The organism is Acinetobacter sp. ANC 4216, from assembly GCF_004331195.1.
GTDB lineage: Bacteria > Pseudomonadota > Gammaproteobacteria > Pseudomonadales > Moraxellaceae > Acinetobacter > Acinetobacter kookii.
Genome location: NZ_SJOC01000007.1, coordinates 19,384 through 32,326 on the forward strand (window position 1 = coordinate 19,384; position 12,943 = coordinate 32,326).

Annotated in this window: 10 protein-coding genes; 3 read left to right on the forward strand and 7 right to left on the reverse strand. The window is 39.8% G+C overall.

The window, feature by feature from the left end:
- Nucleotides 1-46 precede the first annotated feature (46 nt).
- Nucleotides 47-1,765, forward strand: a complete 1,719-nt coding sequence (locus E0H88_RS07000; RefSeq protein ID WP_131273606.1) for a proline--tRNA ligase — start codon at nt 47-49, stop codon at nt 1,763-1,765.
- A 54-nt stretch (nt 1,766-1,819) separates the two neighbouring features.
- Here the strand turns inward: E0H88_RS07000 and E0H88_RS07005 are convergent, their stop codons facing one another.
- From E0H88_RS07005 to E0H88_RS07030, 6 genes are all read right to left on the reverse strand, one after another.
- Entirely contained in the window at nt 1,820-3,112 is a 1,293-nt protein-coding gene (locus E0H88_RS07005; protein ID WP_131273607.1) for a hypothetical protein, read from the reverse strand.
- Between the two features lie 39 nt (nt 3,113-3,151).
- A complete protein-coding gene (locus tag E0H88_RS07010) occupies nt 3,152-5,476 on the reverse strand; it encodes a DUF6160 family protein (RefSeq protein ID WP_131273608.1) in 2,325 nt (774 codons plus the stop codon).
- A 28-nt stretch (nt 5,477-5,504) separates the two neighbouring features.
- Nucleotides 5,505-6,200: a hypothetical protein gene (locus tag E0H88_RS07015; RefSeq protein ID WP_502699717.1), complete on the reverse strand. Its 696-nt coding sequence runs from the start codon at nt 6,198-6,200 to the stop codon at nt 5,505-5,507.
- A 35-nt stretch (nt 6,201-6,235) separates the two neighbouring features.
- Entirely contained in the window at nt 6,236-8,344 is a 2,109-nt protein-coding gene (locus tag E0H88_RS07020; RefSeq protein ID WP_131273610.1) for a hypothetical protein, read from the reverse strand.
- A 245-nt stretch (nt 8,345-8,589) separates the two neighbouring features.
- Entirely contained in the window at nt 8,590-9,159 is a 570-nt protein-coding gene (gene dcd, locus E0H88_RS07025; RefSeq protein WP_092818796.1) for a dCTP deaminase, read from the reverse strand.
- Between the two features lie 157 nt (nt 9,160-9,316).
- Nucleotides 9,317-9,910: a LysE family translocator gene (locus E0H88_RS07030; protein ID WP_131273611.1), complete on the reverse strand. Its 594-nt coding sequence runs from the start codon at nt 9,908-9,910 to the stop codon at nt 9,317-9,319.
- A 276-nt stretch (nt 9,911-10,186) separates the two neighbouring features.
- On the opposite strand from E0H88_RS07030, the gene E0H88_RS07035 reads away from it, so the two are divergent.
- Nucleotides 10,187-10,729, forward strand: a complete 543-nt coding sequence (locus E0H88_RS07035) for a DUF2062 domain-containing protein (RefSeq protein WP_131273612.1) — start codon at nt 10,187-10,189, stop codon at nt 10,727-10,729.
- A gap of 181 nt (nt 10,730-10,910) precedes the next feature.
- Here the strand turns inward: E0H88_RS07035 and apbC are convergent, their stop codons facing one another.
- Nucleotides 10,911-12,188, reverse strand: coding sequence for an iron-sulfur cluster carrier protein ApbC (gene apbC / locus E0H88_RS07040; RefSeq protein ID WP_131273613.1), 1,278 nt, complete (start codon nt 12,186-12,188; stop codon nt 10,911-10,913).
- Between the two features lie 379 nt (nt 12,189-12,567).
- On the opposite strand from apbC, the gene E0H88_RS07045 reads away from it, so the two are divergent.
- Entirely contained in the window at nt 12,568-12,855 is a 288-nt protein-coding gene (locus tag E0H88_RS07045; protein ID WP_131273614.1) for a hypothetical protein, read from the forward strand.
- Nucleotides 12,856-12,943 lie beyond the last annotated feature (88 nt).

The window sequence follows — 12,943 nt, forward strand, 5'->3', positions numbered from 1 at the left end:
ATCATATAATCTTATGCTTTAACGCTTAATTATCAGGACAGTTTCCATGCGCGCGAGTCGCTTTTTATTTGCTACGTTAAGAGAAACCCCAAATGATGCTGAAGTGATTTCACATCAGCTCATGTTACGTGCGGGGATGATTCGTAAATTGGCTTCGGGTTTATACACTTGGTTGCCGATGGGTGTACGTGTGCTAAATAAAGTTGAAGCGATTGTACGTGAAGAAATGAACCGTGCCGGATCGCTTGAAGTCTTCATGCCAGTAACCCAGCCTTCGAGCCTTTGGGAAGAATCAGGCCGCTTTGTGCAATATGGTCCAGAGCTTTTACGTTTTAAAGACCGTCATAACAACGATTTTGTACTTGGCCCAACCCATGAAGAAGTCATCACTGATCTTGCGCGCAACGAACTGAAAAGTTACAAGCAGCTTCCAATCAATTTCTACCAGATTCAAACCAAATTCCGTGATGAAGTACGTCCACGTTTTGGCGTAATGCGTTCACGTGAATTCATCATGAAAGATGCTTACTCTTTCCATATCGATCAAGCCTCACTGCAAGAAACTTATGACGTGATGTATGACACGTACTGCCGTATCTTTAGCCGTTTGGGCTTAGACTTCCGTCCAGTACAGGCAGACACTGGCTCAATTGGCGGTTCAGGTTCGCATGAATTCCACGTTCTGGCATCAAGTGGTGAAGATGATATCGCCTTCTCTACAGAATCTGATTATGCTGCCAATGTAGAAATGGCAGAAGCTGTACTGGTGGGTGAACGCGCAGCTGCAACTCAAGAATTAAAACTGGTGGATACACCAGCTCAAAAAACCATTGCGGATGTATCAAACTTCCTGGGTACTGATGCTGCACAATCTGTAAAAGCACTATTGGTGCAAGGTGTGGCAACTGAAGAAGGCAAAGAAGCCCCTGTTGTTGCTTTATTCCTTCGTGGCGATCATGAACTGAATGAAATTAAAGCTGAAAAGCATCCATTAATCGCTGCGCCTTTAACATTTGCATCTGAAGCTCAAATTCAGGCACTTGGTTTAATCACTGGCTTCATCGGTCCGCAGGGTCTGGTTGAAAAAGGCATCACCGTGATTGTTGACCGTGCAGCATCTGTGCTTTCTGATTTTGTTGCGGGTGCCAATGAAGCTGACAAACATGCAACAGGTGTGAACTGGGAACGTGATGCAACCTTTACAGAAGTTTATGACTTGCGTAATGTAGTTGAAGGTGATCCATCTCCAGATGGTAAAGGTACGCTGCAAATCAAGCGTGGTATTGAAGTCGGTCACATCTTCCAGCTGGGCAAAAAATACTCTGAAGCTTTAGGCTGCAAAGTTTTGGGTAAAGACGGCAAACCGATGATCGTAACCATGGGTTGCTATGGTATTGGAGTAACGCGTGTGGTGGCTTCTGCCATTGAACAAAACTTCGATGACAAAGGGATTATCTGGCCTTCTGCAATTGCACCGTTTGAAGTGGCAATTGTGCCTATGAATGCTCATAAATCACCACGCACTCTGGAAGCCGCAGAAGCACTGTATGCAGAACTGCAAGCGGCAGGTTATGACGTAATTTTGGATGACCGTGACGAGCGTCCAGGGGTAAAATTCTCTGACCTTGAAATTACGGGTATACCTCACCGTATTGTAATTGGTGAAAAAGGTCTGGATGCTGGCACCTTTGAATATAAAGGCCGGACCGATGCTGAATCTGTAAATATCTCTAAAGAAGAATTACTGACTAAAATTGCAAAGTAAGTGCTCCTTAAAATAAAAAATCCCGCCATTTAGCGGGATTTTTTTGTTTTAGGATTAACAGAATTTCAGACCACCGAAACAGTTTGACTTAAAGTTCTGCCCTTGCAAGGTTAAGTTTTGTAATGGAAAATTAATCACTGCAGGGTTCTTAATTTCACCCACATCAAGCGCTGCAGTGGCAACACATCCGATAAGCAAATCCCCACAGGGACGTGGCTTAGAGGTTAAATCATGATTAATCCCTGCAATTGTTTGTTTAAGCACTTCATCGGTAATTTTTACATTGGTTGTTGGACTGATACTCCCTAAATCCACTTCATCTTCAATTGCTAACCACCATCCTCGATTTGCAGCAACCGATGCACCTGGCCATAATATTTGCTGTGTCTGTAGCGATAATGAACTTGCATTATTTAGATACAAAGAATGGATCAAACCTAAATTCTGGTTCACGGTAATATCTGTCTGCAAGCCGGTTAAAGAGCCGGTAATGTCTTTATCAAGCGTTAAATTTAAACCCAATGCTGAAATCTGTGCAGCTAAAGGTCCAGCAAAATCGATTTTATTTACCGTTCCCGTTCCTTTTAGGACTGCCTCAGTCAGACGTGTTCCAGATACAATTGTAGATGGAATGGTAAAAGGTGCTGTTGTTGAAGTTAAGTTAAATGAATAATCATTTGACTTATAATGTAATTCTAAAGGGATACCAATCAATGTTCCTATTACAGCACCTTCAATATACTGACCCGTTGCAGCATAATTCATCACCCTTGGATCTGTGGTTGCTACTCCAGAAGAGGCTTTGGTTTTCATATAACCACTAAAGGAGTTAATCCCATTCGGCGTACTGCTATTTTCTGTTCCTATTGTCATTAAGCCAGCAATTTTTTCAGCACTTAAACGAAAGCCCAATACCTCACGAGTAGAAGCAGATTTTGGATTTTTAATAGCAAACTCAACAAATGGATTAGTAATAAGGGCTGAGCTTGCTGCACGATCATCAGAAGTATAATTTGCGCCTTGCAAACCACTTAAAGAAATATTATCAATATCAATATCACATTTGCCAATACCATTTACCCCACCACAACCTAATTGCAGCTTTTTAATATTGGCGTTGATTTCCATTTCAGCTTCCAGACCCAATTTATAAAACCCCAGATTCGTCTGGTCTACATTTTGTCCCTTAGCATCAATAACGTTATAACCTGCATTATATTCCATAGACAATAATGCCTGACCACTTACACCAGATAATGAATCATCATCCATAGCCACCATTGCATGACTTAAACCTGGTATTGCAATAGATGAAACAATCAAACTTGCTAATAATATTTTTTTCATAAGATTCTATCCCTATTCTTTTATTTATTCTCAAGCAGATTAACGTGGAGTAATCCCTAAATTACTTCTTATACTTCCACCTGTAATTGCAATATCTGCCATCTTTTGCATTTGATTCGGCATGGTTGACATCGATAATTCGGTCCTGAATACCTGATTTAAAGTTTTAGCTGGATTAATATCCACTTTATTATCAAATATGACGGTATCTTTTTGCATCTTGACTCGTGATTCAAGTGCTAGAGCACCTTGCAATTTATTAAAATTAATACTTGAAGTTTTTATAACCGTATTATTCGCATCGACGTCTTCGTTAATCAAACTAAAGTAGCTCCCCAAAATATTTGGGTTCAATTTATCTGTGTCTGATAATGCATTAAATTCAAAATTGGCACGGAAAGATAAGAAATTATTTTCTGCATTATCATTCATACCGGGAATAATGAACAAATCCCCTTTACCATCGAGTTTAAAGGCGATGGAGGTCAGCACATCATCTTTACGGGCGAAATTATCAACAGGCACGACACTGCCACATTTAGCAGAGCCAGTGGTACAGTTATAGAGTGAACCAGGTAATTGACCAATCGCAATTTCTGCGCTGGCAGCAACCAGTAAATCATCGGCGCTAATATAGATTCCTTGCTCTTCATAACCAATCACGCCTTTGGCTTTGACAAATGCATCAATATTACGTAAACCCGCATAGTAATTTACTTCCTCATCGTGCAGACCTTTCTTACCATCGATTAAAATTAACGATGTTGTACTCGCTGCACCTGTTTTTTTGTCAATTCCATACCCATCGGTACTTGCCATCACATTGTAGGCTATTCCTTTTTTGGTCCCAGCATCCACTTTCGATGTATATTCTGTGCCTGCAAGTGCGACATTCGCATTCAAATTATAAATAGGGATACCAATTCCCCAGCTACTGGTATCATTGGTAATTTCAGCCAAAGAGTTATCTGCAATAAACCGTGCTTTACGTGCAATCGATTGAAAATCCATACCGCGTATAGCAATCAGTGCAAAGTCATTCCCTTTTTCAAGAGAGGATAATTGCTGTGTCTGAACTAAACCACTCACCCCTAAAGTTTTTTTAATTTTATCGTTAATTAAAAAATCTAAACTTTTTGCCTGTATCGCATTAATATAAATGTCACCAAAATCAATATAGGCATTTTTGGTATTTACATCTGTTTTAGTACTCGAATTACGAACAGTTAAAGGTGATAAATTGGAAAACTCAATCGCATAACTTCCATTACCTGTATGCCCAATTTCAAGGGTTGTTGGGGTCTGATTAGTACCTAAAAGCGTATTCCCTTCACGGGTGAAATCGGCAGAAACACCAAAATGCAGTCCACCCAACCCTACCGCATCATAACCTGTTATTGTGGCTGTTGAAGTACGGCCAAAATCGGTGATCCCACTTTGATTGGCATTTAAGAAAATTGTGGCATTGGTGACTGCACCCGAGGCTCCCATACGAATTAAATTTCGCTGCTGAGTCGGATCACTGCCATAACGCAGGTCAATATTTATCCCTGGATTGGTTGCCGTGGTTCTTGATGAGTGTACGGTATCACGACCAGGCTGTGAATTTGCACTGGCAACTGGATCACTGTCATCCACTCTTCCCAACATCACAACATGATCCGTGGCACCATCACGACTCTTCGTGGTCAGGACAATTCCTTCGTCCATGTAGCTGTTTGATGTTCTTTCTTGATAAGAACTCAGATACATATAGCCATCACCAGAAAAATTGAAGTTAAAGTCTTTCAGAGTGAGCTTTTGCCCGTTTAATCCGTGACTGATACTGGCATTTTGTAATTGAAAATTAAGGTGTGCGGTCTCATCCCGATTGAATAATCCTGCTTGCGTTTGAAGAAGTACGCGAAGCGGTGAACTGGTTTTGATATCAAGAGAACCTAAACTTTGTTGAGGAGTCTGACATTTAGTTGCGTCAGTGCACAGTAACATGACATCCTTGACAGCTAATTCAAATGGAGAAATGTTCGCTTCTATACGAATTCCTGCCCCTCGAGCTGTTGTACCAACATCAAAGTCAAGTTTAGAAACAATAGGTTGATTATTGACACCTAACAGGGTTACATCTTTCAGACCAAGCTTCATGGTATCAGGGCGTTGCAATGAATCGCTAGGATTGCTTTTTGAAGAAGAATCCACCCAGTTGACAGCATTAATGGTTGCCTTGGAGATCTCATGCGTAATGGTGATACCATCTTGCCCTGTTACCGAACCAAGAGAGTCATCAGAAAGTTGCTCAAATGCATAGCTTTGCTGTGCAATCAAAATACTCGCCGTAAGTATTTTTAACTTTGTTATTTTTTTCATTCTTATATCCCTATTTGGCTTTATTCAATTAACAGCGCGCAGTTCCAGCACCTGTACAGTTAAAACTGAATATTTTTAAATTGCCTGACATGTGCAAATTGCCATGCATATTTAAGCCCATAAAGCCTTTTTCTGTATTTTTATCAAACATGGGTACATCTAAGTTAGGAACTGTAGTTCCATCAGATTTTTTTTCTGTATAGGTAGTATAAATCATATTATTGGCATAACCTTCAACACCTGAAGTACCTGTTTCGACCGCCAAAGTATTAAAACCTAAATTTCGAATTTTAAGTGGCTTATTATCAAAAAAAGAAATTTGCAGTGCCGTTTGAGGATTACCGTCACGGTTTATAATGGTCGAACCATCTAATGAAAACTGATCAATTTGTAAGGTGCCTTGAATGCCTTTAAAAACCAACCATTTTTTATTACCCGCAGCATCTTTATGATTATTCGGTGCAATCGCTAAACGACAAAATACATTGTCAGTACAACTATAAGTATAAAATGCCTCTGTTGCCTTACCAGTTGCATCAAAAACTGAAATATTTTTTAGAGATAAATCTTTAGCATAACGGTGATTTAACGATAGAGTCCAACTTAAATCTGCACCGCCTTGTCCGGATACATCAGTCATCTCATGATTATCCATACCCACTAACTGTGCATTGGCAACAGGGATAAATGCCAGCATAGAAATTGAACTAACCAGGTTCAGGATAGAAGTCTTAACACGTGGATACATAGCCTATTCTCCTATAAACCTGTTGTTTTTATTTTTAGGTGCTGAATGAGCACACCATCAATTGCAACCGAGCCTAAATTTGTCGCCTGGCCATTAATATTTTTAAAGACCACCCCGGTTGCATCGGCAGTTTTGTTCGCATTTAACAAATTGCCTGTAGCTGACCGTTCTACCGTACCAATCGTAATACTACTATGGGTTGCATTTCGACCTTGATAAGTCGTAGTAATATTATTTGCAGTCGTGGCAATTTCAGTACCGCAACTATAAACATTACAGGTTGAACCTTTTAAATAACTAGAAAGGGTCGTGTAGGTCACTCCATCTTTATCGACCATCGCAATATTCTGATTATTTTTATCTTTCAATACAGTGGTTGAGTCTGTGTCACTATAATAAGTATAAATTTGTGAATATATTTCTGGCACATTTGGAATACGGGTAATTTCTAAAATAATATTATTGCCTTCAGACCCTAAAATAAAAGGCTGATACATATTTCCTAATACCAAGTTGATATTGGGACTATATAAATACATCCCTTCCACATCATTAAATATTGGAGCTAATGAGCGGTCAATCGCTGGAGTGACTGCTGTGCCATCATATAAATCAGGATTACTGTCCGGACCTTTTTTGGCAGCAGTACTGAGTCTAATTCCACGAGCATCTAAATTAGAATCCGTTGCTTTTAGCGTGGATGGATCATCATTAGTATTTAGACGTAAAATTGCAGCCATACCTAAAGTTTGATTGTAATTGGCATTGCTCGTCGCTGGTAATGTTTGGAATAATCGAACTTGTGACCCATTTAAATTCAAGCCATTGGCAATAAACTGGGTTCTCAAACGATAATCTTTATCCAAGCCAGAAGTAGGTGCTCCAGTTAAGGGATCTACAGTATTACTTGAATTTAATTGGCGTGAAAAAATATCGCTCCAGAAGCCCAATTTAAAAGTATCACTGGTATCTGTCCCTTTTAGCTTTAAAGGTGCCTCCAATGCAATATAACCCACATTGGCCTTATTGCCTTTTGCAAACTGAATCGTATCCACATTACCTGCACGAATCAGCCATGGATTTGCTGCAGTTCCCCAATTAAAGCCTTGATTACTGTATCGGTTGCTCAAGGACCCGTCACTTTTAGACAGGGCCAGACCATAAATAAATACGTCTGCTTTGGTTCTTAAACTTCCCACTGTAGCTTGAGCTGCTGCCAATTTTGCCAATCGAATGGCTTCAGTTTCAACCGCAGCAAGTGCAGTATTACTTGCTGTAGTAGCTTGGTTCTTCGCATATTCAGCGGCTTGTTGATTGAGCACTTCTTGTGTTTTAGCATCCAATAGATTCTTAACAAGAACGTTATCAATTACATTTTGCCTGGTTACACTTTGTGAATAGGTGGTTGATGGTATGCTTTCAGTTGAACGATTACCATAAAGCAATTCGATCATCTCTAATGTATTTTTTGTAGCATATTCTTGAGATTTACTCTTTATCCCTAATGTCGAGTCCAAAGCACCCGGTTCAGTTGTACCATCATCTGTTACACTTAATGGCCACACATTCCCATTATAATAATCATCATAACGTTGTTGATAATATTGCTTCATTAAAGGAGAATCGATATAACTCTGTACCACGTTCCCCCGATATTCAGCAGTATAATTAGTCGCTACATCCGTTTTCACTGCAGTGTAATTAGTGGTCCGATAACTATCATAAGAAGTCTGATAGGTAGTTTCGTAAACACCATTATAATTCGCAGCCTTCCCGCTTAAGTAAGCATCGGTATAGGTTTGATTATAGATTTTTGTGTAAGCACGCTGACCCAGTAGTTCATAATTTTCACCGGTCGGAATAATGCGGATAAAGCCCGTATCATACTGTCCTGGATCGGTAATTCCTTTGCCATAACTTGAAGCTTGTGAAATTTCGTTTGGGCCCTGAAAGACCATCTTGAAATTTTCAAGAGCCAGTGCAACCCCTTCACCTGTGGTTTCAGAAAGATGATCATCTGACAAAGATTCAAGTGCATAAACTGATGGGCTAAGTAAAGCTGCGAGCATACTCGCCAAACAAGATTTTTTAAATCTTGCATTATTCCAACTTTGAGTCATCACGACCTTCCTTTTTATCAGATGCTCCGCATCATTATTTTTAATTCATCCTATACTTGGTATGCCTAATTTTTACTTATTTGTCATGACGACAATGTTATTACCAAGTCTGTACAACTTTTTATTATGCTGAATATTAGTGCAATTGCAAAAAAAACTGATCGAATGAACCCAGTTTCCGATGAATGAATCGCATAAAAAATAAACGGACCCAAATGGTCCGTTTATTCAATTGTTTATAATCTTTATGCTTTCGGCAACGTTACACCGGTTTGTCCCTGGTATTTACCGCCACGGTCTTTATAGGAGGTTTCGCATACTTCATCCGATTCAAAGAACAACATTTGCGCCACACCCTCACCTGCATAAATACGTGCCGGCAAGTTGGTGGTGTTAGAGAACTCCAGTGTCACATGACCTTCCCATTCCGGTTCAAGCGGCGTGACATTTACAATAATACCGCAGCGTGCGTAAGTCGATTTACCAAGACATACCGTCAAGACATTACGCGGAATACGGAAATATTCAACGGTACGGGCCAAGGCAAATGAATTGGGTGGAATAATGCAGACATCTGATTCAATATCGATAAAGCTTTTTTCATCAAAGTTTTTTGGATCGACAATTGCTGAATGTACATTGGTAAATACTTTAAATTCACGTGCACAACGAACATCATAACCATAGCTTGAAACACCGTAAGAGATGAGTTTTTCACCTGCTTCATCATAACGTACCTGGTTTTCTGCATACGGTTCAATCATGCCGTGTTTTTCGCTCATTTCGCGAATCCAACGATCAGACTTAATTGCCATTATTTCAATCCAAAAATAGTTAATTCGATTATTGCGCTGTACTTTAACTGAAATTGGCTACAATGAAAATAATGATCGGGCGATGATGTCATTTTTTACAAAATGAACATTTTCATCAGCATAATTTCAAGACTTAAAAGTTTAAAGATTCAAAAGTTTAAAGACTTAAAAGAGCTGAATAACTGAGTGGAATGGAAAAGCTTAATAAAACCAATGAAGCAGTTTTTTGTAAATTGGACTGATTGAGCCAGCGTACTTTATTGGAAGCAAGGATGGAACCGATAAAAATCCAGAACAAGGCAATCGGGACAATTAAAAGCAGGAACATCACAATATGCGCAATATAATGATTTATGCTGAGCCATGCTGTGCCTGGAAAAACAGCGGAAGCAAAGAGCAAGGCTTTAGGGTTCAGTAAAGTTGCACAGAACAATTCACGAGGACGAATCGTCGGCAGATTAAAACTTGCTTCAATATCTGCGGTTTTCCAGAGTTTAATTGCCAGAAAAACAATATAGCCGGCACTCACAAGTTTTAGGATGATAGGTAATACTGGAAATTTTGCAGAAACGGTACCAATGATGAAGCCCCAAACAGTAATTGCAATTAAGTAGCCACATGACTCCGCAGGAATTAATCGCAATGATTTACGTACACCGACCTGAATGCCAGAAGAGGCTAGCAAGGTATTTGTTGGGCCAGGTGTCAATAGAATGGTAATGACTAAACCAATGAATAACCATGAAATCATATGCGATCTCTCTATAGAGTGCGCGAAGAGTAAATCACTTTATTGTACTTAGCAAATCAGAAATTTTACATCTTTTAAAAACCTAAAATCTGTTTTTAAAATCATTTAAAATTCAATAAATTAAAATTATTCTTATCATTTAACTCTTGAGTCATTTGTTAAAAAAAATTTCAATAAATCTTTTTTTAAGTTTAATCATTTACATTTATCTAGCTTGATCTGTCCCTTAGGGATTGATTCAGGCACAATACCTCATCACTTAAGCGGCCTCTTTCTATGGCAAAACAGTTCTTTCAGTCATGGCTTCCCTCTCCGCAAAAAGTTGCAGGGATGAAAGTAATGAAGATTTTTGGTGAACGCACCTTAAATCCTTTACTTTGGTATGTGAACAGAAAGTCCATTTCAAAAGCCATTTTTATTGGCACGTTTTGGGGCATGATGCCCTTACCTTTTCACAGTATTTTGATTGTATTGACCGTATTGCTATTTGAAGTCAATTTGCCTGTGAGCTTATGTCTTGCCTGGCTGACCAATCCTTTTACCCTGGTTCCGATCCTGTATCTGGGCTTCTGGTTAGGCAGCAAAATTTTCCAGGTCAATATGATTGATCAGGATATGATGCTGGGTGTGTTGCATCAAATCAGCCATGCTATCACTCACTTTGGGCATGGACACATCGACTTGAGCCTGGCGAAAATTTTATTATCCGGCTTGATACTAGAGGCTTTCATCTTTGCAATTGTATTCTTCGTAATTACGCGATTATTGTGGCGATGGAATATTATTCAGCACCATAAACGGCGCCGAGATTTTCAATAATCATTGCATCTTTTAACTATATTTCACTATTTCGCTTATTCACATGCTCTATAACGATTAAAATGAAACCAAGCTGATTTATGGAATTTTCTCTATTAAAAACAAGAGCTAAATTCAAGATATAAAAAGCCCAAGCAACCTTGGGCTTTTCAAAGACATTGGCTGGATTAAACAAGGAAAATTAGAAAATCCGGTTTTGTGGCCTTTCTGCTTTTGGCAATTGATCGGCAATTTTCTGGGCAATGGCCATATAGCTTTCCGCAGCATCATCTCCTACCAGCACAGAAGGTTTACCGGCATCGGCATTTTCGCGAATTTGCACATTTAACGGTAAACGCCCGAGTAAAGGAATATGGTATTGTTCAGCCAGTTTGTCACCGCCCCCTGTACCAAAAATCTGTTCCTCATATCCACAATTAGAGCAGATATGCGTCGACATGTTTTCGACTACACCAATTACAGGAATCTGAACTTTATTAAACAGTTCAATGCCTTTGGTGGCATCCAGCAAGGCAACATTTTGTGGTGTGGTAACAATGACCGCGCCCGTCACCGGAATGCGCTGCGCCAGGGTTAATTGAATATCGCCTGTTCCTGGTGGCATATCAATCATCAATACATCCAGGTCTGGCCATAAAGTCTGGTTAAAGAGCTGCATTAAAGCACCGGTGGCTTTGGGACCACGCCAAGCCACCGGCGTGTTGTGGTCTCCGGTTAAATGGCCAATGGAAAGCACGGCCATGCCATATGCATCCAGCGGAACAAAATTCTCTGCTTCAATCATGGGGGTACGTCCGGCATTGCCCAGCATGGTCGGAATACTTGGCCCGTAGATATCTGCATCCAGAACACCGACTTTTAAGCCCAGTTTTTGTAAAGCCAATGCAAGATTGACGGTGGTAGTCGATTTACCCACACCACCTTTGCCCGATGAAACCAAGATCACATTTTGAATACGCGGATGCTTGGGCACATCTCTTTGCTGCGGTGCGGGTTTCTGGATCGGTGGATTATTCGGATCTTCCGCAGCTTTGCTTTCAGCTGGAGCCGTTTGTCCAGCAGCATCTACCACAGGGGGAAGTTTTTGCGCTGAAGCTGCCGTTGAAGCCTGTGCATTACTTGCACAGCTATGCCCCTGTTTGCCATGATCAGGGTTAGAACAGCTTTCACCGTGTTTATGCTTTTGCTGAATAACATGCATATTCAGTTCCCGGATGCCGCATTTTTCCAGTGCATCGGCCAAATCATCATGAATTTTTTGCAGATGATCAGCTTCTTCGGGATAAGTATGCAGAGTGAGTTGTAATACCTGACCTTCTACATTGACCTGAGTAATCCGGTCTTTCAGGGCATGCTTGGAATTGGGCAAGATATAGCCTTGTAGCACATTCTGGATTTCTTCCTCCTTCACCTCTTGCGCAGGTGAAAACACAGATTTAAGCGAAGAAAGCCACGACATAAGTTTACTCCAAGTATGGGCATACAACTGAATAGCATAGTTTAGCTTTAAATGCGGCGAAGGTTAAGCATAGTTCTATATCGCTGGAAGTATGGGAGGATAAATTCAAATGAATCTCCTGCTTGGACGATTCAATATTGTTTTTATCTAGCTCTATAAGACATCTTGTCTGCATACATAGAGAACATACGATATAGATATGATAAAACAGGCTTAAATCCGATTAATTTGTCTGCCAGTCTGCTTATTTCTGTTAATAATTCTGCTACAGACATGCTGCTATTTTGTTCTTTATATTGTTAAATTATTATAATTTTAATTTTATTTTGGGGATAACATGTTATTTAAGTACCTAATTCCAGTTATGTTTTTGTCAATAATGACATTTGGTCATGCAGCAGAAACATCTTCAATACGCACGCCTGAAGGTCAAACTCTCAGCTTGGGCGATTCTTTTACTGACATGCAAACTCGTCTGCACTTATCTCCAAGCTCTATGGTTAGCCGCGAGTTCAAAGAAAATAAAAAAGATTATCTGGCTATGGACTATACCTATGAAGTTGAAAATATGCTTTACACCATTACCATTGTGAACGATCGGGTGAAAAAAATTGAATGGTTGAATACCGATCAGGACATTAAAAAAGATCAAATGACCAAAGAATGATTCAAAAGCATGCATAAAAAAGATAGCTAAAGTGGATAATGCTTAGTGCCAAACTCACTTTAAGGCAAAGCAGGTCTTAGGCTTTAAA

Excerpts from the sequence above, each read along its gene's own strand:
- E0H88_RS07000 (WP_131273606.1), top strand. The coding sequence starts at position 47 with ATGCGCGCGAGTCGCTTTTTATTTGCTACGTTAAGAGAAACCCCAAAT.
- E0H88_RS07005 (WP_131273607.1), bottom strand. The coding sequence starts at position 3,112 with ATGAAAAAAATATTATTAGCAAGTTTGATTGTTTCATCTATTGCAATA.
- E0H88_RS07010 (WP_131273608.1), bottom strand. The coding sequence starts at position 5,476 with ATGAAAAAAATAACAAAGTTAAAAATACTTACGGCGAGTATTTTGATT.
- E0H88_RS07020 (WP_131273610.1), bottom strand. The coding sequence starts at position 8,344 with ATGACTCAAAGTTGGAATAATGCAAGATTTAAAAAATCTTGTTTGGCG.
- dcd (WP_092818796.1), bottom strand. The coding sequence starts at position 9,159 with ATGGCAATTAAGTCTGATCGTTGGATTCGCGAAATGAGCGAAAAACAC.
- E0H88_RS07030 (WP_131273611.1), bottom strand. The coding sequence starts at position 9,910 with ATGATTTCATGGTTATTCATTGGTTTAGTCATTACCATTCTATTGACA.
- E0H88_RS07035 (WP_131273612.1), top strand. The coding sequence starts at position 10,187 with ATGGCAAAACAGTTCTTTCAGTCATGGCTTCCCTCTCCGCAAAAAGTT.
- apbC (WP_131273613.1), bottom strand. The coding sequence starts at position 12,188 with ATGTCGTGGCTTTCTTCGCTTAAATCTGTGTTTTCACCTGCGCAAGAG.
- E0H88_RS07045 (WP_131273614.1), top strand. The coding sequence starts at position 12,568 with ATGACATTTGGTCATGCAGCAGAAACATCTTCAATACGCACGCCTGAA.